At 43.3% G+C, this 24863-nt stretch carries 25 protein-coding genes; 22 read left to right on the top strand and 3 right to left on the bottom strand.

Annotation, left to right across the window (positions count from 1 at the left end; genetic code table 11):
* The first annotated feature begins 72 nt into the window (after positions 1-72).
* The 5 genes from G5B60_RS10815 to G5B60_RS10795 all read left to right on the top strand — a co-directional run bounded on the left by G5B60_RS10815 (position 73) and on the right by G5B60_RS10795 (position 4691).
* Entirely contained in the window at positions 73-504 is a 432-nt protein-coding gene (locus tag G5B60_RS10815; RefSeq protein WP_164683982.1) for a LytTR family DNA-binding domain-containing protein, read from the top strand.
* A 1-nt stretch (position 505) separates the two neighbouring features.
* Positions 506-967, top strand: coding sequence for a DUF3021 domain-containing protein (locus G5B60_RS10810; RefSeq protein ID WP_164683980.1), 462 nt, complete (start codon positions 506-508; stop codon positions 965-967).
* 113 nt (positions 968-1080) lie between these two features.
* Entirely contained in the window at positions 1081-2832 is a 1752-nt protein-coding gene (aspS, locus tag G5B60_RS10805; protein ID WP_164683979.1) for an aspartate--tRNA ligase, read from the top strand.
* 16 nt (positions 2833-2848) lie between these two features.
* Positions 2849-3793, top strand: a complete 945-nt coding sequence (locus G5B60_RS10800; protein ID WP_164683977.1) for a YitT family protein — start codon at positions 2849-2851, stop codon at positions 3791-3793.
* A gap of 28 nt (positions 3794-3821) precedes the next feature.
* A complete protein-coding gene (locus G5B60_RS10795; protein ID WP_164684289.1) occupies positions 3822-4691 on the top strand; it encodes a YitT family protein in 870 nt (289 codons plus the stop codon).
* A 31-nt stretch (positions 4692-4722) separates the two neighbouring features.
* Here the strand turns inward: G5B60_RS10795 and argS are convergent, their stop codons facing one another.
* Positions 4723-6414, bottom strand: coding sequence for an arginine--tRNA ligase (gene argS / locus G5B60_RS10790; protein WP_164683975.1), 1692 nt, complete (start codon positions 6412-6414; stop codon positions 4723-4725).
* Between the two features lie 173 nt (positions 6415-6587).
* Between argS and argR the strand changes: the two genes are divergently transcribed.
* The 17 genes from argR to nrdG all read left to right on the top strand — a co-directional run bounded on the left by argR (position 6588) and on the right by nrdG (position 22981).
* Complete coding sequence (gene argR / locus G5B60_RS10785; protein WP_115271449.1) at positions 6588-7025, top strand: arginine repressor; 438 nt, start codon at positions 6588-6590, stop codon at positions 7023-7025.
* On the top strand, positions 7022-7372 hold the full coding sequence (locus tag G5B60_RS10780) for a YlbF family regulator (protein WP_164683973.1): 351 nt from the start codon (positions 7022-7024) through the stop codon (positions 7370-7372). The genes argR and G5B60_RS10780 overlap by 4 nt, the downstream gene beginning before the upstream one ends.
* Entirely contained in the window at positions 7362-9923 is a 2562-nt protein-coding gene (mutS, locus tag G5B60_RS10775; protein ID WP_164683971.1) for a DNA mismatch repair protein MutS, read from the top strand. Before G5B60_RS10780 ends, mutS begins: the two co-directional genes overlap by 11 nt.
* A 40-nt stretch (positions 9924-9963) precedes the next feature.
* Positions 9964-11916 carry a DNA mismatch repair endonuclease MutL gene (gene mutL, locus G5B60_RS10770; RefSeq protein WP_164683969.1) on the top strand — a complete coding sequence of 651 codons (1953 nt, stop codon included), beginning with the start codon at positions 9964-9966 and terminating at the stop codon, positions 11914-11916.
* An 11-nt stretch (positions 11917-11927) separates the two neighbouring features.
* The gene (ruvA, locus tag G5B60_RS10765; protein ID WP_115271441.1) at positions 11928-12515 is read left to right on the top strand and encodes a Holliday junction branch migration protein RuvA; all 588 of its coding nucleotides are present in this window, start codon (positions 11928-11930) and stop codon (positions 12513-12515) included.
* Positions 12516-12548: 33 nt separating this feature from the next.
* Positions 12549-13097, top strand: coding sequence for a DNA-3-methyladenine glycosylase I (locus tag G5B60_RS10760; protein ID WP_164683967.1), 549 nt, complete (start codon positions 12549-12551; stop codon positions 13095-13097).
* A 77-nt stretch (positions 13098-13174) separates the two neighbouring features.
* On the top strand, positions 13175-14434 hold the full coding sequence (locus G5B60_RS10755) for a competence/damage-inducible protein A (protein ID WP_164683965.1): 1260 nt from the start codon (positions 13175-13177) through the stop codon (positions 14432-14434).
* 92 nt (positions 14435-14526) lie between these two features.
* On the top strand, positions 14527-15714 hold the full coding sequence (gene recA / locus G5B60_RS10750) for a recombinase RecA (protein WP_115271435.1): 1188 nt from the start codon (positions 14527-14529) through the stop codon (positions 15712-15714).
* 123 nt (positions 15715-15837) lie between these two features.
* Positions 15838-16236 carry a transcriptional regulator Spx gene (gene spx / locus G5B60_RS10745; RefSeq protein ID WP_115271433.1) on the top strand — a complete coding sequence of 133 codons (399 nt, stop codon included), beginning with the start codon at positions 15838-15840 and terminating at the stop codon, positions 16234-16236.
* Positions 16237-16354: 118 nt separating this feature from the next.
* Positions 16355-16621 carry an IreB family regulatory phosphoprotein gene (locus G5B60_RS10740; RefSeq protein WP_115271431.1) on the top strand — a complete coding sequence of 89 codons (267 nt, stop codon included), beginning with the start codon at positions 16355-16357 and terminating at the stop codon, positions 16619-16621.
* On the top strand, positions 16618-17037 hold the full coding sequence (gene ruvX / locus G5B60_RS10735; RefSeq protein WP_164683963.1) for a Holliday junction resolvase RuvX: 420 nt from the start codon (positions 16618-16620) through the stop codon (positions 17035-17037). Before G5B60_RS10740 ends, ruvX begins: the two co-directional genes overlap by 4 nt.
* Before the next feature lie 34 nt (positions 17038-17071).
* Complete coding sequence (locus tag G5B60_RS10730) at positions 17072-17374, top strand: DUF1292 domain-containing protein (protein WP_115271427.1); 303 nt, start codon at positions 17072-17074, stop codon at positions 17372-17374.
* Positions 17375-17631: 257 nt separating this feature from the next.
* Positions 17632-19170: a DUF2079 domain-containing protein gene (locus G5B60_RS10725; protein WP_241154537.1), complete on the top strand. Its 1539-nt coding sequence runs from the start codon at positions 17632-17634 to the stop codon at positions 19168-19170.
* Between the two features lie 123 nt (positions 19171-19293).
* Entirely contained in the window at positions 19294-21501 is a 2208-nt protein-coding gene (nrdD, locus tag G5B60_RS10720) for an anaerobic ribonucleoside-triphosphate reductase (protein ID WP_164683961.1), read from the top strand.
* Between the two features lie 8 nt (positions 21502-21509).
* Complete coding sequence (locus G5B60_RS11650) at positions 21510-21644, top strand: hypothetical protein (RefSeq protein ID WP_277423798.1); 135 nt, start codon at positions 21510-21512, stop codon at positions 21642-21644.
* Between the two features lie 209 nt (positions 21645-21853).
* The gene (locus G5B60_RS10715) at positions 21854-22351 is read left to right on the top strand and encodes a GNAT family N-acetyltransferase (protein ID WP_164683959.1); all 498 of its coding nucleotides are present in this window, start codon (positions 21854-21856) and stop codon (positions 22349-22351) included.
* Between the two features lie 12 nt (positions 22352-22363).
* The gene (gene nrdG, locus G5B60_RS10710) at positions 22364-22981 is read left to right on the top strand and encodes an anaerobic ribonucleoside-triphosphate reductase activating protein (RefSeq protein WP_164683957.1); all 618 of its coding nucleotides are present in this window, start codon (positions 22364-22366) and stop codon (positions 22979-22981) included.
* A gap of 328 nt (positions 22982-23309) precedes the next feature.
* Here the strand turns inward: nrdG and yaaA are convergent, their stop codons facing one another.
* Together yaaA and treR are read right to left on the bottom strand one after the other, a co-directional pair.
* Entirely contained in the window at positions 23310-24038 is a 729-nt protein-coding gene (yaaA, locus tag G5B60_RS10705) for a peroxide stress protein YaaA (protein WP_346773332.1), read from the bottom strand.
* 31 nt (positions 24039-24069) lie between these two features.
* Positions 24070-24789 carry a trehalose operon repressor gene (gene treR / locus G5B60_RS10700; RefSeq protein ID WP_164683955.1) on the bottom strand — a complete coding sequence of 240 codons (720 nt, stop codon included), beginning with the start codon at positions 24787-24789 and terminating at the stop codon, positions 24070-24072.
* Between the last annotated feature and the right edge of the window lie 74 nt (positions 24790-24863).

The raw sequence follows: 24863 nt of genomic DNA, 5'->3' as shown, positions 1-24863 counted from the left end.
AACCACATAGACTAAAAGTCTAGTAAAGCAGCTCAACTTGTGTTTTAATAAAGGTGTAAAGGAGGTTTAGCCATGGAGGTTAGAGCAGCGATTGCAAAGCAAGAAAAAGAAGAAGTCGTCATCTATGCTCATCAGTTGGATGAGGAAGTTAAAACCCTTCAAAAGAGTATCAAAGAGCTGTTAACACCGCAATTGTTATCAGTCAAAAAGGAGAGGGAACAGTACAAGGTGCAGCAAAAAGCTGTTGTTCGGATTTATCGTGAGAATCGTAAACTCATCATTGACACGCTAGAGGGCGACTTTGAGTCTCATCAAGCACTCAGAGATATGAAGAGGATCTTGAGTGCTGACTTTATCCAAATATCACAGTCAGAACTTATCAATCGCAGCTATGTCCAGCGTGTCAAGATAACCAAGACTGGTTTGGTGGAGTTGCGTTTGGTTGGAGAGAGGACGAGCTATTCCTCACGTCGCTATCTCAAGATTTTAAAGGAGGCGTTGTAAGATGAAAGTTAAGGATTTATTTGTTGCAGGTTGTCAAGGCTTGAGTATTGGTCTTGTGTGTTCTCTGGTGTTTTCTGCTCTATTTTCAGAGGTTTACAGTCCTCTAAATCCCTACTCAATCATGGGTATTTGGTACGGTCAACATCTGACCAATGTGCAAACCATGGCGGTTTGTGCAGGCTTATGGTTTTTGATTGGTTGTCTCTTTTCTCTCGGTACTTGGTTTTTCCAACAAGAATGGAGTCTTTTGCGCATGACCATTTGCCATTTTATCACCATGCTCATCGGTCTCTTTGGCATTGGCTTTTTAGCAGGTTGGTACAATCCAAACGTGGCAAATGCACTTTTGTTTGTTATAGTTTTTAGTATCATTTACGCTATCATTTACTGGTTTTCGCTACAGGAGATGAAGCGGGTCATCCGAGAAGTTGATGGGCAGCTAAAGCATTCCAAAGACAAATAGAAAAAACTCTGCCCAATGGGTGGGGTTTTTGCTGTCTTTTTGTTATAATAGGTGAGATGAATTGATTTTAAGCAGGAAAGGAAGCAGATACACTGGTGTATCTTGGTATTACTATGAAAAGAAGTATGTATGCGGGTAGTGTCCGCAAGGAGCATATCGGACAAACCTTGACGCTAAAAGGCTGGGTTGGACGTCGTCGTGATCTTGGAGGTCTTATTTTTATTGATCTTCGTGACCGTGAGGGGATCATGCAGCTTGTTATCAATCCTGAAAAAGTGGACGCTAGCGTGATGGTAACTGCTGAAAAGCTAAGAAGTGAGTTTGTTATCGAGGTGACTGGTGTCGTTGTCGCTCGTGAGGAAGCAAATGACAAGGTAGCAACAGGAAGTGTGGAATTGCAAGTTGAGGACTTAGTTATTTTAAATACGGCTAAGACAACACCTTTTGAGATTAAAGACGGCATTGAAGCCAATGATGAAACACGCTTGCGTTACCGCTATCTTGATCTTCGTCGTCCAGAAATGCTTGAAAACTTTAAACTACGTGCTAAGGTGACGCATTCTATCCGCAACTACTTGGACGAGCTAGACTTTATCGATGTGGAAACACCAATGCTCGCCAAGTCAACGCCAGAAGGTGCTCGTGATTATCTGGTACCAAGTCGTGTGAGTCAAGGGCATTTTTACGCTCTTCCTCAAAGCCCACAAATCACTAAACAGCTTTTGATGAATGCTGGTTTTGACCGCTATTATCAAATCGTCAAATGTTTCCGTGATGAGGATTTGCGTGGGGACCGTCAACCTGAGTTTACACAGGTCGACTTAGAGACTAGTTTCTTGTCTGACCAAGATATCCAAGATATTACTGAAGGCATGATTGCCCGTGTCATGAAAGACACCAAAGGGATTGAGGTCACTTTGCCATTCCCACGTATGGCTTATGATGATGCTATGAACAACTACGGTTCTGATAAGCCAGATACACGCTTTGATATGTTGCTTCAAGACATTACAGAAACTGTCAAAGGCATTGACTTCAAGGTCTTCTCACAAGCGCCTGTTGTTAAGGCAATCGTTGTCAAGGGTGGGGCGGATAGCTACTCACGTAAAGATATTGACAAGATGACAGAAGTGGCTAAGCAATTTGGTGCTAAGGGTCTTGCTTGGATTAAGTACGTTGATGGTGCCATTACTGGTCCTGTAGCTAAGTTCTTGACAAGTATCGAAGAACAGTTGACAGAACGTTTACAGCTAGCAAATGGTGACTTGGTACTATTTGTAGCAGATAGTCTAGAAATTGCAAATAACACACTCGGTGCTCTACGTACTCGTATCGCTAAAGAGCTTGACATGATTGACACGTCACAGTTTAACTTCCTCTGGGTGGTTGACTGGCCAATGTTTGAGTGGTCTGAGGAGGAAGGACGCTATATGAGTGCTCACCATCCTTTTACATTACCACAAGAAGACACGGCGCATGAGCTTGAGGGTGACCTCTCAAAAGTGCGTGCAGTTGCTTACGACATTGTCCTAAACGGTTACGAGCTTGGTGGTGGTAGCCTACGTATCAACCACAAGGACATGCAAGAGCGCATGTTTAAAGCGCTTGGTTTCTCAGAAGAAGAAGCTAGTGAACAGTTTGGTTTCTTGCTAGAAGCGATGGACTATGGTTTCCCACCACATGGTGGACTTGCTATCGGGCTTGACCGCTTTGTCATGCTACTAGCAGGTAAGGATAATATCCGTGAAGTCATCGCCTTTCCTAAGAACAACAAGGCAAGTGACCCGATGACAAAAGCGCCTAGCCTTGTCTCTAAGAAACAACTGGACGAACTAGCCATTACAACATCAGAGAATTTAGACTAAAATAAAAAGAAAAGTTATGCCAAGAAAAAAAGCTCCCCCTTTGAAAAGACTCAAGTATGAAATTAGCAATCTCGCAAAGAAAGCTGGTCTTTTCCACACCCTACAGAGTATCTCAAGAGAAAAATACGCTGAAAAAATCTCAGCGTCTCTTCTCTATGGACTTCTCTCAAGTATAGCGGTCAATTTCTTCTTTCAGCCGGGGCATGTCTACTCAAGCGGGGCGACAGGTCTAGCGCAGGTCATCTCGGCTGTGAGTGAGCGCTTCTTGGGCTTTGAACTACCGATTGCGGTTGCCTTTTACGCTATCAATCTGCCCTTATTGCTTTTAGCTTGGTATCAAATTGGGCATAAGTTTACGGTGTTTACTTTCATCACGGTAACGGTGAGCTCGCTTTTTATCCAGTTTATCCCGCAGGTGACTCTTACCACCGACCCTCTCATCAACGCTATTTTTGGTGGACTTGTTATGGGAGTTGGGATTGGTTATGGATTGAAGTCTCGTATTTCAAGCGGTGGGACAGATATTGTCAGTCTTGCCATCCGCAAGAAAACAGGACGTGATGTTGGGCGGATTTCCCTCATGGTTAATGGGATAATCATGATTTTTGCAGGGATTTTGTTTGGCTGGAAGTATGCTCTCTACTCTATGGTGACTATCTTTGTCTCCAGTCGAGTGACAGACGCTATCTTTACTAAGCAAAAGAAAATGCAAGCCATGATTGTCACGAGTCATCCTGAAAAAGTCATCCATAAGATTCATAAACGCCTGCACCGTGGCGTGACCTGTATCAATGACGCTGAAGGGACTTATAACCATGAGAAAAAAGCGGTGCTTTTAACCATTATCACACGTGAAGAATACGGTGAGTTTAAACACCTAATGAAAAAAACAGATCCGAGTGCCTTTATCTCGGTGGCTGAAAATGTTCATATCATTGGACGATTTGTGGATGACGATTAGTTGTTCTTGTAAGGAGGTGAGCTGAGTGATCAAGCGAGAACAATTAGCACTAGTCAAAAGTTTAGTTGTCGTTACAGCTGGTATTGCCATTTATACCTTTGGTTTTATCAAGCTCAATATGTGTAATCACTTGGCAGAAGGGGGCATTGCAGGGGTGACCTTGATTGTTCACTCGCTTTACGGCATTGACCCTGCCTATACCTCGTTGTTGTTGAATATTCCATTGTTTATCCTAGGCGCTAAGATTTTAGGGAAACGCTCTTTAGCCTTTACGCTCTATGCGACTATCTTGATGTCTTTCTTTATGTGGATGTGGCAGCAGATACCAATGGAGCTTCCTCTTCGTGACGATATGATGTTGGTATCAGTGGTAGCTGGTCTTATTGCTGGGACTGGTAGCGGTCTTGTCTTTCGCTATGGTGCTACAACTGGAGGGACAGATATTATTGGGCGTATCTTAGAGGTAAAGCTTGGCTTTAAACTGGGGCAGACCTTGTTGGTTATTGATGCCCTGGTCTTGATTGCTTCGCTAACTTATATTGACCTGCAGCACATGCTCTACACTTTGATTGCTAGCTTTGTTTACAGTCAAGTGCTGACGATTGTGCAAAATGGTGGTTACACTGTGCGGGGGATGATTATTGTCACTAGATGTTCTCATCAGGTGGCGGATGCGATTTTGCAGGAAATCAATCGAGGTGTCACCTTTTTAAAAGGACAAGGCGCCTACTCCAAAACAGATATGGATGTCCTATATGTCGTGCTCAATCCTAGTGAGGTGCGTGATGTCAAGGCATTGATGGCAAAGATAGACCCAGATGCTTTCATCTCTATTATTGACGTTGACGAGGTTATCAGTTCTGATTTTAAGATCAGACGGCGTAACTACGATAAATAAAAAGAACAGACATTGTCTGTTCTTTTGTTTGTTACATTTCATCAGGCGCTTGAACACCGAGTAAGCGAAGCGCTTCTTTGAGGACAACAGCAGTAGCGTAGCTGAGAGCTAAGCGGCTGTCACGCTCTGGAGAATCATCTAAGATACGTGTGTGAGCATAGTATTTGTTGAAGCTTTGTGCCAGACTAATCGCAAATTTTGCAATGATAGAAGGCTCAAAGTTGTCCGCACTACGAACGATGATACGTGGGAAATCTTGAAGCAGCTTGATAATTTCCCAGCTTTCGCTGTCATTTAGGCTGTAGTGAGCTTCTGGATCTGGTGTGAAGTTGGCTTTTTTCAGGATAGACTGGATACGTGCGTGAGCGTATTGCACGTAAGGTCCTGTTTCACCTTCAAAGGATACCATAGCTTCAAGGTTGAAGTCGTAGCCGTTTAGACGGTCAGTTTTAAGGTCGTAGAACTTGATGGCACCAACACCAACGGCGTGTGCAACTTCGTCCTTATGCGCTAAATCTGGGTTTTTCGCTTCGATTTGGGCTTTGGCACGGCTAACCGCTTCAGCGATAGTTGGCTCAAGAAGGATGACATTTCCTTTACGAGTAGAGAGTTTTTTGCCGTCTTTTGTCACCAAACCAAAGGCTACGTGTGTGACATCGTCAGACCACTCGTAGTCCATCTCTTTGAGAAGGGCTTTTAGTTGTTTAAAGTGAGCAGACTGCTCATTTCCGACGACATAGATAGCTTTTGCAAAGTCATAGGTACGCTTGCGGTAAAGGGCAGCAGCAAGGTCACGAGTGATGTAGAGTGTAGCACCGTCTGATTTCTTGATAAGGGCAGGGTGTTCGATACCGTATTTTTCAAGGTTAACGACTTGTGCACCTTGAGATTCTTCAAGAAGTCCTTTTTGGGTGAGGATGTCAACGACCTCATCCATCTTGTCGTTGTAGAAAGCTTCACCGTTGTAGCTGTCAAAGGACACTTCAAGCTCATCGTAAAGACGGCTAAACTCAACGAGACTCTCATCACGGAACCATTGCCATAGGCGAGTAGCTTCCTCGTCGCCATCTTCTAGTTTACGGAACCAAGTACGTGCTTCCTCATCAATGCTAGGATCATTTTCAGCTTCGGCATTGATACGGACGTAGAGTTTGAGTAGCTCATCAATTGGATGTGCTTTGACGGCTTCTTCGTTACCCCATTTTTGATAAGCCACAATCAACATCCCAAACTGTTTACCCCAGTCACCAAGGTGGTTGATTTTAACAGCTTTGTAGCCCAGTTTTTCAAAGATTAAGGCAAGACTGTCTCCGATAACGGTCGAGCGCAAGTGTCCGATAGAAAAAGGTTTTGCGATGTTAGGACTTGACATGTCAATAGCGACATTGCGACCGTGACCTAGGTCTTGCTCAGCATAGTGGCTACCCGCTGTGATGACGTCGCCAAGCACACGGCTAGAGATGCTTGCTTTGTCTAGGAAAAAGTTAATGTAAGGACCAACCGCTTCAATCTTTTCAAAGCCAGTAGTGTCCAGTTTTTCAACGATTTCACTAGCAATCATTTGCGGAGCTTTGCGCAATACTTTGGCTAGTGAAAAAGTAGGAAAGGCAAGGTCACCCATTTCGGCGTTTTTAGGGGTTTCTAACAATTGAGTGATTTGTTCTAATGTCAAATCAGGAACGGCTTGATGAATGCTCTGTGCGACAGTTTGTTTAGTATCCATAGAGTTCTCCTTATTGGTATAGTTATTCACCTCTATTTTATCATATTTTAGGGAAATAAACGACCTTTGAGAGAAATGTTTAAAGAAGAGTTTAAGAAACTTGCTCTTCAGATGAAAAAGTTAGGAATTTTTGGTATAATTTTAGAGATAAATGTATATAATGAGGACAAACCATGAATAAAAAAGATCGACAAGAGCGTATTATACGGCTCATCCAAGAAGGCAATATCGGCACACAAGAAGAAATCAAGCGCTATTTGCAAGACGATGGTATCTCTGTCACACAGGCGACCTTGTCACGTGATTTGCGTGAGCTCGGGCTCCTAAAGCTGCGTAATAGCGATGGTAAGCTCTACTATAGTCTATCGACACAGACCAACCCACAGCTAGATCCAGCGATTTACTCTTATGTCAAAAAGCTAGAGCGTGCTGGCTTTATGCTGGTCATCCACACCAATCTCGGTGAAGCTGATGTCCTAGCCAATATCATCGATGCTGAAAATAACGACACAATCCTAGGTACAGTTGCAGGAGCGGATACGCTGCTTGTGATTTGTAAGGATGAGATGGTAGCGTCTCGTCTTGAAAAGGAAATCAGAGCCCAAAAATGACAGATCTAGAGAGAGCGACAAAAAAGCTCACCTGTCAATTGCAGCACCACCCAAGTGTTTTAGCTTATCAAAAGGCAGAAGAGCAGCTAGAGGAGTTGCCTGAGCTCAAAGAGGATGTCGTCCAGATGAAAGCTTACCAGCAAGCTTTTGTCCTGTATCAAAAAATTCATAAGGAAAAGGCTGCAAAACAAGCGGGTGATAAGGCTGACGTTTTGAGTCAAACTTTAGAGACAAGCCCGCTTGTTGCTGACTATCGGCAAAAAATGCAGGATGCAAGTGATTTATTGCAGTACGTGACGCAGCGCTTAGAAGATAGAATTAACGAGGAGTTGGGAAATGGTAAGTAGTAAAATTTCACCAGGTATGCAGCAGTATTTGGATGTTAAAAAAGACTATCCAGATGCTTTTTTGCTTTTTCGGATGGGTGATTTTTATGAGTTGTTTTACGAGGATGCTGTCAAGGCTGCGCAGATTTTGGAGATTAGCCTGACAAGCCGCAATCGTAATGCGGACAATCCCATACCTATGGCGGGAGTGCCTTATCACTCTGCTCAGCAATACATCGACACTCTAGTTGATTTAGGCTACAAGGTAGCGATTGCTGAACAAATGGAAGACCCTAAAAAAGCTGTCGGAGTGGTCAAGCGTGAGGTTGTTCAAGTCGTCACACCAGGGACTGTCATGGACTCTACAAAGTCAGACAGTGCCAATAACTTTCTAGTCGCTATTGATTGTGATGAGCAGCAGTTTGGTCTGTCTTATATGGATGTCTCAACAGGTGAGTTTTGGGTGACAGAGCTTTCGGACTTTGGTTTGGTGCGTAGCGAGATTATGAACTTAAAGGCACGTGAGCTTGTAGTTGGCTATGACCTTACGGCGGACGAGCGTACGATTTTCACCAAGCAGATGAACCTACTATTGTCATCTGAAAAAGAGCAGTACACTTCTCCTCTTATCCCTAGTCAGCTAACGCCCCTTGAAAAACAAGTGGCTGAAAAACTTTTGCAGTATGTGCATGTCACTCAAAAACGAGAGCTCAGTCATCTCCAGCCTGTTCGGCATTATGAGATTAAAGACCATTTGCAGATGTCTTATAGCACCAAAGTGAGTCTTGATTTGCTTGAAAATACCAGAACGGGTAAAAAGCATGGGAGCTTATATTGGCTTCTAGATGATACCAAGACGGCTATGGGTATGCGCATGCTTCGCTCTTGGATTGATAAGCCCTTGATTAACAAAGAAGCTATCCTTGAGCGACAAGCTATTGTGCAGGTCTTTTTGGAGCATTTCTTTGAGCGGACAGACTTGACAGAGAGTTTAAAGGGCGTTTACGACATTGAGCGTTTAGCCAGCAGAGTCTCTTTTGGTAAGGCAAACCCTAAAGACCTATTGCAATTAGGACAGACCCTAGCACAAGTCCCTGTCATCAAGGCAATCTTAGAGAGTTTTCAAGAGCCAGCCCTTGACAGTCTTGTCAAGAACATAGATACACTTCCTGAGCTAGAGGAGCTTATCCGCTGTTCTATTGACCCAGAAGCGCAAGCAGTGATTACAGAGGGCAATATCATCCGCACGGGCTTTGATGAGCAGCTGGATAACTATCGTAAGGTACTGCGTGAAGGCACAGGCTGGATTGCTGAAATCGAGGCAAAAGAAAGAGAAGCCAGTGGTATCCATAATCTAAAAATCGACTACAATCGTAAGGATGGCTACTATTTTCACGTCACTAACTCCAATCTAGCTCTGGTGCCAGAGCATTTCTTTAGAAAAGCAACTCTCAAAAACTCAGAGCGGTTTGGAACGGCAGAGCTTGCTAAGATAGAGGGTGAATTGCTAGAAGCAAGAGAACGCTCAGCTGACTTGGAGTATGACATCTTTATGCGTGTTCGCACGCAAGTAGAGCACTATATCAAGCGCCTGCAAGCCCTCGCTAAAACCATAGCTACCATTGATGTTTTGCAGAGCTTTGCTGTTGTGGCAGAGACCAATCATTACGTTCGCCCAAGCTTTAACGATAACAATGAGATTGCTATTGTTGACGGACGTCATGCGGTTGTTGAAAAAGTCATGGGCAGTCAAGAGTATATCCCAAACAGTATCCACTTTGATACAGAGACAAGTATACAGCTCATCACTGGTCCAAATATGTCTGGGAAATCAACCTATATGCGTCAGCTGGCCTTGACAGTGATTATGGCACAGATGGGAGCCTATGTCGCAGCTAAAAGTGCTGATATTCCTGTCTTTGATGCTATTTTTACACGTATTGGTGCAGCAGACGACTTGATTTCAGGACAGTCCACCTTTATGGTTGAAATGACTGAAGCCAACCATGCTCTAAAGCGTGCGTCTAAACATTCCTTGATTCTTTTTGACGAATTGGGAAGAGGGACGGCGACTTACGATGGGATGGCTCTGGCACAAGCGATTATTGAGTATATTTACCATCATGTTCAAGCTAAAACCATGTTTGCAACACATTACCACGAGTTGACAAGTTTGTCAAAAGAGTTGACACATCTTGTCAATGTTCATGTAGCGACCTTAGAAAAAGATGGTGAGGTGACTTTCCTACATCAGATTGCAGAAGGTCCTGCAGACAAATCCTACGGTATTCATGTTGCTAAGATTGCAGGTTTGCCTGAGGAGCTGTTAGAGCGGGCAGATGTTATCTTAGAAGAGCTAGAGACAAACGCTTCTGAACCGCCACTATCAACTACTACTGAGAATAACCAAAAAGAAGAACCTGTAACAGACACTTCTATAGGTGAACAGTTATCGCTTTTTGAAGAGCCTTCTTATGACAAGATTATCAAGACCCTAAAAGAGACAGATATGATGACATTAACGCCAATGGAGGCGATGAATCTTCTCTTTACACTTAAACAAGAATTGTAAACGAACTGTCAAGTTGTGTTTACAAAAAGAAAGGAGAGCTATGGCAAATATCATAGAACTTCCAGAAATTTTAGCCAATCAGATTGCTGCTGGTGAGGTTATCGAGCGTCCTAGCAGCGTTATTAAAGAATTACTCGAAAATGCTATTGACGCTGGCAGCAGCCACATTACCGTTGAGATAGAAGAATCTGGTTTGAAAAAGATGGCTGTCATTGATGATGGTGAGGGGATGTTGTCCGAGGATGTGGCGCTTAGTTTACGTCGTCACGCAACGAGTAAAATAAAAAAACAGGGCGATTTGTTTCGCATTCGAACACTTGGCTTTAGGGGTGAGGCGCTACCGTCCATAGCTTCTATCAGCCGTTTGAGTATCAAGACAGCGTCAGCCAGTGAGTCTCATGGCACGCTTTTGATTGCTGAAGGGGGCAAAATCCTCTCACAAGAGCCTACGTCAACTCCTGTTGGGACTAAGATTGTCGTTGAAGATTTGTTTTTCAACACACCCGCACGTCTCAAGTATATGAAGAGCTTGCAGGCGGAGTTGGCTCATATCGTTGATGTGGTAAATCGTCAAAGTCTGGCTCATCCGCAGATTGCTTTTGAGTTGATTAGTGATGGGCGTACACTCATTCAGACGAGTGGTAGCGGTGATTTGAAGCAGGCAATTGCAGGGATTTACGGCATTACGACGGCTAAGAAGATGATCGAGATTTCTGCTGCTGATTTGGATTTTGAGGTGTCGGGGTATATTAGTTTACCTGAGCTGACTAGAGCGAATCGCAATTATATCACCCTTCTCATCAATGGGCGCTACATCAAAAATTTCTTGCTCAACCGAGCGATACTGGATGGCTATGGCTCAAAGCTGATGGTTGGGCGCTTTCCGATTGCAGTCATTGACATTCAGATTGACCCTTATCTAGCGGATGTCAATGTTCATCCAACCAAGCAGGAAGTCCGTATCTCAAAAGAGCGTGAGCTCATGCAGCTTATCAGCCAAGCGATACAAGAGGCTCTTAAAGAGCAAGACCTCATCCCAGATGCTCTTGACAATCTCGCCAAGGTAAGCACAAGGACAAAACCTAAAGCTGAGCAGACAAAGTTACCATTAACCTCTAGCAAGCTGTATTACGATAAAGAAAAAAATGATTTCTTTATGAAAGAAGCCCTAGTAGAAGAAAGTAGCCAACCTTTAACAGTGGCAACGAATGTTGACAATGATGTCAAGGAAGATGACAAGGCGAAATCTGTAACGGTAAAATATGCCGAACGCCAGACACAAACAGCCCAAGACGGTGAACACCCAGACCTGAATTTTCAAAACAAAGCAACGGTTGAAAAACTGCTCAATAAACTGGAAAATGAAACCAAGTCCACCTTTCCAGAGCTAGACTATTTTGGGCAAATGCACGGCACTTATCTCTTTGCACAAGGCAGAGATGGGCTCTTTATCATTGATCAGCATGCAGCTCAAGAGCGTGTTAAGTATGAGTATTACCGTGAGAAAATAGCAGATGTTGACAGTAGTTTACAGCAATTGCTGATGCCTTATTTGTTTGAGTTTTCATCTGCGGATTTCATTGCCTTGCAGGAAAAAATGACACTTCTTAATCAAGTGGGTATTTACTTAGAGCCTTATGGTGAGAACACCTTTATCCTAAGAGAGCACCCTATCTGGATGAAAGAAGAGGAGATAGAATCAGGCGTCTATGAGATGTGTGATATGCTGCTTTTGACCAATGAAGTCTCTATCAAGACTTACCGAGCAGAGCTTGCCATTATGATGTCTTGTAAACGTAGTATCAAGGCAAATCATCACCTAGACGACTATTCTGCACGTAACCTTCTGGTGCAGTTATCCCAATGCCAAAATCCTTATAATTGCCCGCACGGGCGTCCGGTTTTGGTGCACTTTAGCCAGTCGGATATGGAAAAGATGTTCCGTCGGATACAGGAAAATCATACCAGCTTACGTGAGCTGGGCAAATATTAAGCGAGGACAACATGTACGATTATATCAAAGGGACAGTCACTAAAATCACAGCCAACTACATTGTCGTAGAAGCCTCTGGCATAGGCTACAAGATCAATGTGGCAAATCCTTACAGTTTTTCAAATGCTATGCAGCAGGAGATTCTTCTTCCATTGCATCAGGTCATTCGTGACGATGCGCACGTGCTCTATGGCTTTCATAGCGAGGATGAGAAGGAAGTTTTTCTCAATCTCATCTCGGTGTCTGGTATCGGTCCGACAACAGCGCTTGCCATCATAGCTGTTGATGACAATGACGGGCTTGTGGCTGCCATTGATACCAGTGATATCAAGTATTTGATGAAGTTTCCTAAGATTGGCAAGAAAACCGCTCAGCAGATGATACTGGACCTAGCTGGTAAGTTTGTCGATGTCAAGAGTGACGCTAAGTCACCAAAAACAAAAGCAGCCGGCAATGAAGAGCTGGACGAAGCCATGGAAGCCTTGCTGGCTCTTGGTTACAAAGCCAGTGAGCTCAAGAAAATCCGTGCCTTCTTTGAAGGGACATCTGATAGTGCTGAAAACTACATCAAGTCTAGCTTGAAGATGCTAATGAAATAAGTTGACACCATTGTCAACAGGAGGAGGTACGCTATGCGTTGTGCGTGGGTTAAAGAGTCCAATCCACTGTATATCCATTATCATGATGAGGAATGGGGAATTCCCTGTCATGACGACGGCAAATTGTTTGAGTTGCTCTGTCTAGAGACCTATCAAGCTGGGCTTTCTTGGGAGACGGTTTTAAAGAAGCGTGCTGCCTTTAGAGCGGCTTTTCACCAGTATGATGTTGACAAAGTCGCAGAGATGTCTGATAGTGACTTGGATGCCCTTTTAGACAATCCAGACATTATTCGCCACAAGGCGAAACTCTATGCGACAAGAGCCAATGCGCAAGCTTTTTTAGCTGTTTGCGATACTTTTGGTAGCTTTGAGCGCTACATTTGGAGCTTTACAGACTTTACGCCTATTGTCAATCAGGTAGATGAACAACACCCTGTTCCTAGCAAAACGCCTCTGTCTGAGTCTATTTCAAAGGATATGAAAAAGCGAGGCTTTAAGTTTGTAGGACCAGTTTGTATCTATTCTTTTTTACAGGCAGCTGGTCTCATCAATGACCATGACAATCAATGTGATTTTAAGTAATCGTGTAAAAGTGACGCTTTTGTCACTTTTTTTGTTAAAATAAAGGAGAATAACGAATGAATAGATAGGTGGTTCATATGAAAGCTGAACTCATTACTGTCGGTACAGAGCTACTGACAGGACAAATTGTAAACACTAATGCCCAATTTTTATCTGAGAAATTTGCAGAGCTAGGGATTGACGTCTTTTTCCAAACGACTGTCGGTGATAATCGCAAGCGCTTGTTATCAGTAATTGAGCTTGTCTCAACACGTAGCGACTTGGTTGTCTTATGTGGGGGGCTTGGTCCAACTGAGGATGATTTGACTAAGCAAACCTTAGCTGAGTTTCTAGGACGTAAGCTCATCTTTGACGAGCAAGCTAGCCAAAAGTTGGATGCCTTTTTTGCGCTACGCCCAAAACATACTAGAACCCCAAATAACGAGCGCCAAGCACAGATTATTGAAGGAGCTACGCCTCTTCAAAATCGAACAGGTCTTGCTGTGGGTGGTTATGTGAGTGTGGATGGTGTCCGCTATGTGGTGCTGCCTGGTCCGCCAAGCGAGCTAAAACCGATGGTGACAGAAGAGTTGATTCCGCTCATCTCAAACGGTCATACGCAACTCTACTCTCGTGTCTTGCGCTTCTTTGGAATTGGTGAGAGTCAGTTAGCAACTGTTTTGGCACCGCTTATTGACAAGCAAGTTGACCCGACACTAGCACCTTACGCAAAGACTGGCGAGGTGACTCTGAGATTGTCAACCAAAGCACACAGCCAAGAAGAAGCAGATAGCAAGCTTGATGCTCTAGAAGAGAAAATCATGTCTGTCAAGAGCTTGGATGGTATCTTGTTGAAGGACTTTTTCTATGGCTACGGAGACGACAATAGCTTAGCAAAAACGGCTTTTAGCCTGCTCAAAGAACACGATAAGACTATTACAGCGGCAGAAAGCTTGACAGCTGGGCTATTTCAAGCGACTTTAGCTGATTTTCCAGGGTCATCGCAGGTCTTTAAAGGCGGCTATGTCACCTACAGTATCGAGGAAAAAGCGAGAATGCTAGACATTCCTCTGAGTGATTTGCAAAAGCACGGCGTTGTCAGCAGCTTTACAGCCAAAAAGATGGCAGAGCAGTCACGCCGACTAACAGGTGCTGACATTGGTATTGGTCTTACAGGTGTTGCTGGACCAGATGAACTTGAAGGTCAGCCAGTGGGGACAGTTTTCATTGCAATCGCCACAAAAGATAAAACACAGTCTCTCAAAGTTTTGATTGGAGGTCGTACAAGAAGTGATGTGCGCTATATTAGCACACTGCATGCCTTTAATCTGGTGCGTCAATCTTTATTAAATGACTAAAATTTGGTATAATAAAGTGTTGTCAAATCAAGGGATGATGTTTACTGTAATGTATATTTTTTAAGGCAATTATTCTAATAAAGGAGAACAATTTGGCTAAGAAAGCAAGTAAAAAACCAGAAGAAATTAAGAAAAAATTTGGCGAAGAACGTGAAAAAGCTTTAGGAGAAGCTCTGAAAAAAATCGAAAAAGATTTTGGTAAAGGGGCTATCATGCGCTTGGGTGAGCATGCAGAGCAAAAGGTGCAGGTCATGAGTTCAGGCTCATTAGCACTTGACATTGCGCTGGGAGCAGGTGGTTATCCTAAAGGACGTATCATCGAGATCTATGGACCTGAAAGTTCAGGGAAAACAACAGTGGCACTGCACGCTGTAGCGCAGGCGCAAAAAGAGGGCGGTATCGCTGCCTTTATCGATGCGGAGCACGCTCTTGATCCAGCATACGCCGCTGCCTTGGGGGTTAATATTGATGAGCTTCTTTTGTCTCAGCCAGATTCTGGAGAGCAAGGGCTTGAGATTGCAGAAAAGTTGATTGACTCTGGCGCTATTGACTTGGTGGTTGTCGACTCTGTTGCTGCCTTGGTACCTCGTGCAGAGATTGACGGTGATATTGGGGATTCGCATGTCGGACTTCAAGCACGTATGATGAGCCAAGCCATGCGTAAACTAGGCGCTTCCATCAACAAAACAAAGACCATCGCTATCTTTATCAACCAACTGCGTGAAAAAGTTGGGGTTATGTTTGGAAATCCAGAGACGACTCCTGGTGGACGTGCCCTCAAGTTCTATGCTTCTGTCCGTCTTGATGTGCGTGGTAATACGCAAATCAAAGGAACAGGTGATCAAAAAGACACCAATGTTGGTAAGGAAACCAAAATCAAAGTCGTTAAAAACAAGGTGGCACCACCGTTTAAGGAAGCAAATGTTGAAATCATCTATGGCGAGGGTATTTCTCAGACAGGGGAACTGCTAAAAATCGCTAGTGACCTTGACATCGTCAAAAAAGCAGGCTCATGGTATTCTTACAACGATGAGAAGATCGGACAAGGCTCAGAAAATGCCAAGAAATATCTGGCAGAGCACCCAGAAATCTTTGAAGAGATTGACCGCAAAGTCCGTCTTCACTACGGTATGATTACAGAAGAGGAAGCTGAGAAAGCGGAAAATAAGAGTCAATCGGCAAAAAAAGCTGAAGACGACAAGGCACCAAGTATCGAAAACGAAGAAGGAGCTGACGAATTAGTTCTTGATCTTGAGGATACTATTGAGATTGAAGAGTAGTTTGTAGCGTCAAAACCCTCTATTTTAGCCTATTTTTTCGAAAATAGGTCTAAAGACCTATGTTTTATTTCCAAGGAATGTGTTAGAATAGTTAGTATCATAGGATAGAAAGTGAGGATGAACATGATTAAGATTTATACCATTTCAAGTTGTACAAGCTGTAAAAAAGCAAAAACTTGGCTCAATGCTCATCAACTTCCTTATAAAGAACAGAATCTTGGGAAAGAACCTTTAACAAAGCAAGAAATTTTAGACATATTATCAAAAACAGAGGATGGTATTGAGAGCATTGTCTCTTCCAAAAACCGCTATGCTAAAGCGCTCAACTGTAATATCGAGGATTTGAGCTTGAGTCAAGTGATTGATTTGATTCAGGAGAACCCTCGTATCTTGAAGAGTCCTATTCTGATTGATGATAAGCGTCTACAAGTAGGCTATAAAGAGGACGATATTCGTGCTTTCTTGCCACGCTCTATTCGTGACGTTGAAAATACAGAAGCTCGCATGCGAGCTGCTCTATAATATGAGAAGCCCTTGTTGGCTTCTTATATTTTTGCCTACTTTTACCTTTCAGCTTGTGAAAAAATTGGAAATAAGCTATAATAAAGCTTACTAGACATTGAAGAAAGAAGGTGTAAGTATGGGCTTTACAGATGAAACTGTCCGTTTTAATCTTGATGATGGCAACAAGCAAGCCATCAGCGAGACCCTAACTACTGTCTACCGTTCTCTTGAAGAGAAAGGATACAATCCTATCAATCAAATTGTTGGTTATGTGCTTAGTGGGGACCCAGCTTATATCCCTCGCTACAACGACGCACGCAATAAAGTACGTAAGTACGAGCGTGACGAAATCGTTGAGGAATTGGTTAAATTTTATCTCAAAGGAAATGGGATTGATTTATGAGAATAATGGGATTAGACGTTGGGTCTAAGACAGTCGGTGTTGCAATTAGTGACCCGCTAGGTTTTACCGCTCAAGGCGTTGAAATCATCAAAATCGATGAAGAAGCTGGAGAGTTTGGTTTTGAGCGTTTGGCTGAGTTAGTCAAAGAGTATAAGGTAGATAAGTTTGTTGTTGGACTGCCTAAAAATATGAACAACACGAGCGGTCCTCGTGTGGAGGCGAGTCAGTCCTACGGAGAGAAGATCAAAGAGCTCTTTCAGCTACCTGTTGACTATCAAGATGAGAGACTCACGACTGTTCAAGCTGAGCGTATGCTGGTTGAGCAGGCAGACGTTAGTCGCAGCAAGCGCAAAAAAGTGATTGACAAGCTGGCAGCGCAGCTCATTTTACAAAATTATCTAGATCGCACAATTTAAGACCAAATGGTCATGCTATAAAAAGGAGAGAAAAATGGCACACACTCATGGACATGAACACGAAATGGTGACTTTAGTAGACGAACAAGGCAATGAAACGTTGTTTGAAATCTTGCTCACCATTGATGGTCGTGAACAATTTGGTAAAAACTATGTTTTGCTTGTTCCTGCTGGAGCAGAAGAGGATGAAGCTGGTGAAATCGAGATTCAAGCTTATTCCTTTACTGAAAATGAAGATGGTCGTGAAGGCAATCTTGAACCAATCCCAGAAGACTCTGACGCTGAGTGGGATATGATCGAAGAAGTCTTCAACAGTTTTATGGATGAAGAAGCTTAAGTGAGATAAGGGGATTTTTACCCTTTTTCTTTTTGTCTGACGTGTTTTTACGAATAAATAGGTAATAACTATACAAGGAGACTATCGTGAAAACATTGAGCAAAAAAGAAGAAGACTTTTTAAAAGCCTATCAAGGCAAGCTACTACACACTTTTGGAGAGATGCGCTACTATGTCAAACTCCGAAAGAAATTGACTAAATAATAGTTTTTGCTATACTGTAATATAGGAAAAACTTTATAATGACAGGAGAACACGGTGAGCTATACATCAGAAACCCTCTCAGGACAAACTAGAGAAAACCTCAGTCGCCTTTCTCGCTCTTATCATGTGGGTGAGAGACGTAACCATGATCGTAATTTTAGAGTGCCAAGATCACACCGCTTTTATCTGTTGCTGTTGAGTTTAGTGGTGAGTCTATGTAGCATTGCTTTGCCCTTTTTTACTGGCTATGCTAATGGCTGGCAGTCAGAAAACCTCTATACTGGGGTGATGATGGTCAGAGGGCAACTGCCTTATAGCGATGTTTTTGCAACAGGTGGCTTTTTTTACTACTTGCTGATTTTGGTCAGTGATTTGCTGGGGTCGCTCCTTTGGTTGATACCTTTTCAGCTTGTCTTTTTCTATGTGGCTGGTGTTTATTTCTATAAGATTGTTTACTATCTTTCGACACGCCGTGATGTCACACTGGCTTTTGCTTTTATCTTTTATTTGCTGAATCTGGTTTTAGGCTTTGGTGGTCTGTATCCAAGCCAGTTTGGAATGCCCTTTGTTCTGATTGGGATTTGGTTTTTGCTGCGCTATTTTGCGGGGCTTGTCAAGGATGAAGCCTTTATCCTTTATGGGTTTATCAGCGCCTTTGCCCTCTTGTTTGATCCGCAATCGGTTGTTTTTTGGCTTTTATCGTTTGTGACGATTGGTATCTATAACCTTAGTCATAAGCATTTTGCCCGTGGCTTTTATCAATTGCTCTGTATAATTTTTGGAACATTGCTAATTATCTATACAGCGGGTTACTTCATCTTTAACTTACAGATTTTGTCGCCTTATATCAAGCAAGCCTTTATCTATCCGTTTACCAGCCCTGCTATGGGGTCGGATAATGTTATCTTGGCTTTTGTCTTGCAATTGGTGGTGGCTTTGGGCTCTGGGCTTTTATACGGTTTATTTGGAACCTTTAAGCGAAAAGATAATAAAGTAGGCACTATTTTACTTGCGCTAACGACCGTTGTTTACCTTGTTTTAGCCTTGTTGTCTAGCGATTATTGCCTGTATCACTTGCTTCCATTGACCATGTATGGTTTGATTTTAACGGCAGCGAATTTTCGTGACCGTAGCCGACGCCGTGCGAAAAATGCAGGTATGTCTGAGGTGATTGCGGCTTATATCAAGCGTGGCTTTTATCTGCCAGCCTTGTTAGTAGTTATTGCTCTAGGGCATTTAGGCTACCGTGTGGTGACCATGACTTCGCTCAATCATGAGCGTTCTTTGACGGCGAGCTATGTTGCTAAAAAGACTTCAAGTGATGATACTATCTATGTCTGGGATAAGGTGGCAACCATTTATACCGATAGCAAGCTAAAGACTGGCTCACAGTTTGCATTGCCAACGATTAACACGCATAATAAAACCAATCATAAAAATCTAGTGGATAGTTTGCTGGAGGCTGACTCAGCCTATATCGTGGTCAATAAATCCATGACACTGCCAGCAAGTATCTCTAGCATGCTCAAAAAAGAGTACAAAGCAGTCTCTGTCAGCGGTGTAAAAAGCTTTACAGTTTATCAGAAAAAATAATGAAAATATCAATATCTTGTGTTATACGACAAAAATCAATACAAGATATTGATTTTTTTTTGCTGTTTTTATATCATTTTTCAATTTATAGTGATATAATAAAGGAGTCAAAAGGAGGCAGATATGCTAACATTAGAAGAACAAGTTGTAACTGAAAATCCAACAATTAAGGTCATCAAACGTGATGGTCGTCTCGTGCGTTTTGATGCTAATAAAATATATAAGGCTTTACTAAAAGCGAGCAATCAAGTGGTGGAGATGAGTCCACTTGTAGAAGCAAAACTTGAGGAAATTGCTGAGCGTGTGGTGAGAGAAATCTATAGCCGCTTTAGCCAAGACATCAAAATCTATGAAATTCAAAATATTGTAGAACATGAGCTGCTAGCGGCAAATGAGTACGTGATTGCTCAAGAGTATATCAACTACCGTACGCAGCGTGACTTTGCCCGCTCACAGGCTACAGACATTAACTTTACCATCGAGAAACTGCTCAATAAAGACCAAACGGTTGTCAATGAAAATGCCAATAAAGATAGCGACGTCTTTAACACGCAGCGTGACTTGACAGCAGGTATCGTTGGCAAATCCATTGGGCTTAAGATGTTGCCTAAGCACGTCTCAAATGCGCACCAAAAGGGAGATATCCACTACCATGACTTGGATTATAGCCCTTATACACCGATGACTAACTGCTGTTTGATTGACTTTAAGGGCATGCTTGGCTCTGGCTTTAAGATTGGAAATGCCGAGGTGGAGAGCCCACGCTCTATCCAAACAGCGACTGCACAAATCTCGCAAATCATCGCCAATGTCGCATCCAGCCAGTACGGAGGCTGCTCAGCTGACCGTATCGATGAAGTGCTGGCGCCTTATGCTGAGTTGAATTACCAAAAACATCTCAAGGACGCAGAAGAATGGGTAGCTGAGGACAAGCGTGAAGCTTATGCTAAGACCAAGACGCAAAAGGACATCTATGACGCTATGCAGTCTTTGGAGTATGAAATCAACACGCTCTTTACCTCAAATGGGCAAACGCCATTCACCTCACTTGGTTTTGGGCTTGGGACTAACTGGTTTGAACGTGAAATTCAAAAAGCGATTTTAAACATTCGTATCCAAGGGCTTGGTGCAGAGCACCGCACAGCTATCTTTCCAAAGCTTATCTTTACTTTAAAGAGAGGATTGAACCTAGAGCCTGGAACGCCAAACTACGACATCAAGGAGCTGGCGCTAGAGTGTGCAACTAAGCGTATGTATCCAGATGTCTTGTCTTATGACAAGATTATCGAGCTGACAGGCTCTTTCAAGGTGCCAATGGGCTGTCGTTCATTCCTACAAGGCTGGAAGGATGAAAACGGCGTTGAAGTCAACTCTGGACGTATGAATCTAGGCGTTGTGACGGTCAATCTTCCTCGTATTGCTATGGAGTCTGAGGGCGATATGACCAAGTTCTGGCAGCTTTTTGCTGAGCGTATGGCTGTAGCTAAGGACGCTCTCGTCTACCGTGTAGAGCGTGTAAAAGAGGCAAGTCCAGCCAATGCCCCAATTCTCTATCAATACGGAGCCTTTGGTAAACGCCTTGGTAAGTACGATAATGTTGACAGTCTCTTTAAACACAGACGTGCTACTGTATCTCTAGGCTATATCGGTCTTTACGAGGTAGCAAGCGTCTTTTACGGCGGTGAGTGGGAGCACAATCTAGAAGCCAAGGCTTTCACAGTGGACATCGTTCGTCAGATGAAGCGCTTGTGCGATGAGTGGTCTAATGAGTACGATTATCATTTCTCAGTTTACTCAACCCCTTCTGAGAGCTTGACAGACCGCTTCTGTCGCCTTGATACGGAGAAATTTGGTATCGTCAAAGACATCACGGATAAAGAATACTATACCAACTCTTTCCACTACGATGTCCGCAAAAATCCAACGCCTTTTGAAAAGTTGGATTTTGAAAAAGATTATCCACAGGCTGGAGCGTCTGGTGGCTTCATTCACTATTGTGAATATCCTGTCCTCCAACAAAATCCGAAAGCTCTTGAAGCGGTTTGGGACTATGCTTATGACCGTGTAGGCTATCTTGGTACTAACACACCGATTGATAAGTGCTATGCTTGTGGTTTTGAAGGGGACTTTACACCGACAGAGCGTGGTTTTATGTGTCCAAACTGTGGCAATAGCGACCCTAAGACGGTGGATGTGGTCAAACGTACTTGTGGTTATCTTGGTAATCCACAGGCACGTCCAATGGTCAAAGGACGTCACAAAGAAATCGCAGCACGTGTTAAACACATGAATGGCTCAACCATTCAGTACGCAGGTGAGCAACAAGATTAGGAGCAATCATGGGAAAATACCAATTAGACTATAAAGGACAAGCGCAAGTTGAGCGCTTTCATGAAAAACAGGTGAAAGGCTTTGCTAACACCAAAAAAGAACGTGCCCAATCTTTACTGAAAAAAGCAGGTCGCATTAAATAAAACGAGAGTGGGACAAAAATCGGTCATTTCGTAGAAATGCGATTTTGTAGTCCCACCTTCGCACAGTTGAGTAGGGTTCTAGAAGTTGATTTATCAACGTATTAGAACCCACTCAACCACTGCGTCTTGTACCTATATCTATAAAAATGAGAAACTGAGAATTTTTTGTTCCAGCTTCTTAGCGTATCATAAGACTAAAGAGGACTACTATGCACCTAAGACGCCCAAGATTAAGCGATAAAGAAGCTGTACTTGAGATGATTGCCGAGTTTGAGGAGCACAATAGTGCCATGGACGGTGGCTTTTACAAATCTAGCCTAGACTATGAGGACTGGCTAGAAGCTCTAGCCTATGCTGAGATGGGGCTAAATATCCCAGAAGATTTTGTGCCTTACATCCAATTTGTCACTTTTGATGATAACAATCAAGCGCTGGGATTTTTAAACTTACGCCTGCGTCTAAATAGCAAGCTGCACCAAAAAGGTGGGCATATCGGCTATTCTATTCGCCCTAGAGAGCGTGGTCGGGGTTACGCTAAAGAGCAGCTGCGCTTGGGGCTCTTAGAGGCAAAAGCAAAAAATATCACGGAAGTGCTTGTCACTTGTCATGAGACTAATAGCGCAAGTCGTGCCGTTATCCTTGCAAATGGTGGACGTCTCAAGGATAAAAGCGACAACATCGAGCGTTATATCATCAATCTAACTTAGAAAGCGAGTAATATGGAGGAAACAAACTGGAACACACCAAAGCCAGGAGAGTGGAAAAGTGAGGAGCTTAGCCAAGGGCGTATCATTGACTACAAAGCATTTAACTTTGTAGATGGTGAGGGTGTCCGCAATTCGCTCTATGTATCGGGCTGTCAATTTCACTGTAAAGGCTGCTACAATGCAGCTACTTGGTCTTTTAAGGCGGGTGTCCCTTATACACAGGAGTTAGAAGAGCAGATTATGGCGGACTTAGCACAGCCTTATGTGCAAGGCTTGACTCTGCTTGGTGGAGAGCCCTTTTTAAACACAGGGATTTTAATCCCTCTCATCAAGCGTGTGAGAAGGGAATTACCTGAAAAAGATATCTGGTCTTGGACAGGCTACACTTGGGAAGAGATGATGCTTGAGACGCCTGACAAGCTAGAGATGCTTGGTCTCATTGATATCCTAGTGGATGGGCGCTTTGATATTCGCAAAAAAGACTTGACCCTGCAGTTTCGTGGTTCATCTAACCAGCGTATCATCGATGTGCAAAAGTCACTGGCTGCCAAGCAAGTGGTTATCTGGGACAAGCTCAATGATGGACATGGTAAGACCTTTGAGCAGGTTAGCCGTGACGATTTGATCTAAAAGGTCGCCTAAGGCGACCTTTTTTCTTGTCTGTGAACAGACTTTTCCACAGAAATCGGCAAGACTTATCCACACCTTGTGTATAACCTGTGTAAAACCGTTGACAAGACTTGTCAATGCAAAAAAGCAGATAAACCACAGCTTTTTTGAACAAGATAGTCTCTCTTGTCAAAGAAAATGCATGCTATTTTTCTGTTTAACAAACTTATCCCCAATTTATCCCCTTACTTATCCCCAGGATGTGGAAAACTGTGGATAAGTTTTAAGGACAGATACAAAAAAGCCTCCCTTAACAGGTGCGTCAAGGCAGGCTATAGCTGTGGAAAGATTAGCAAGTTTTGACAAAGACCAGTTTTTGCTCTGTGGATAGTAGCTCTTGGTAGGAAAAGCCGTCCCAGCTGAGCTCTTTCAGGCTGTCAAGGTCTTGACAATGCTCTCTCATGGCATGAAAGAGGAATTGCCCACGAGCTTTTTTAGAAATGGTTGAGTGGGTTTTTAGCTCATTTTGACGCTGCTCGAGAAACTGGACTTTGATTAGCTTTTGTCGTAATTTTGGTGAAAAGACCGCTTCAAACTCGCTGGAGAGTAGTGAGACGACACAGTTCTTACCCTCTAGAAACTGGTCGTAGTCAGCTCGCCAAAAGTTTTTGAGGCTCTGTTCCTCAATCGTGACAGGCGTGTTAAAGTCCAGTCGATGCTCAGAAATCATCTCAAAAGGTGAGATGATACCGTAAAGGCTAGAGGTGATAGCGACATGCTGACTGAGATAGTCACGGTCAATCTGGGTGAAGGCTTCCTGCTTTAGGTTGCGGTACATGAGTCCGTTGTAGAGGTCAAGAGCCGGTGCGCATTTTAGCCTATCTGTGGAAAAGTCTTGCCAGCGTTGGTATTCTTTTTGGCTGGCTTCAGGCTTGATACGGTAAATCTTTTCCAGCTCCTGTGGTGAAAAAGCAGCCATGGTTTTGCTAATCGTTTCTACTTTTGTTGGTAAGTTGTATGGCACAAGTGCATTGGCTTGTGTCATTTCTTTTGCGGTGGGAATTAAAAATAACATGATACTCCTTATAATGATGATAGTAGTCAAAAAGTTAAAGCTTGTGCTTTTTGCGTCTGGCAAAATCGACAAATTTAAATTTTTCCAGCTTGTGGCGGCTTTCGGTGAATTGAAATTGCTCTTGACTGGCTAGAAAGACTTTTGATTTGACAGAGACGACGTGGTGCTCTTGACCGATGTCTAGGAGGAGCTTGTCCATATCTGTGAGCTGGTCGATGGTGATTTCCTTTTGGGCAAAGGCGATGTCAAGCCCCAGCTCATCCTCGAGATAGTGGTAGAGAGAGTCCTCAGCTATCTGACGGTTCATCTCAGCCACCAAATCCTTTCGCAAATAGTCGATGTCAATGACAGAAGCTACCCCGTCCACCACCCGCTGTCTGACAATGCGCCAGATGAGGCTACTAGGCTTAAAGCCTGTGAGCTGCGCCAAGTCCTCATCAACGATAAGCTTATCTATAGAGATGACATTGGTCTGTGAGGGGACATTGAGCTGCTTAGCCAACTCTTGATAGCTGGTCAATTCAGAGACGGGAAAGTTAATCTGTTCTTGCTTTAAGACTTGTGAGCCAGAACCTCGTCTTTTTTTGATGAGTCCTTGCTCGCTGAGTTGCTTTAGGGCACGTCTGATAGTATCACGACTGACCTGATAGTGTTTAGTCAAGCTGTCCTCGGTTGGCAAAAAACTGTCTGGCGGGTAGTCGCCGTTTTGGATAGCTTTTTCAAGCTCATTTGCGATTACTTGGTATTTTTTCATCTATAATCCTCTAAATTCTAAGTATTTGTTTTCTAAAAACCATACAACTTCCTTATTTTAACAAAAATTTTGGA

It is taken from the genome of Streptococcus hyointestinalis (genome assembly GCF_011039275.1).
Classification (GTDB): Bacteria; Bacillota; Bacilli; order Lactobacillales; family Streptococcaceae; genus Streptococcus; species Streptococcus hyointestinalis_A.
Note: the sequence above shows the minus strand (reverse complement) of the source record. Positions and strands in the feature narration are given on the sequence as shown.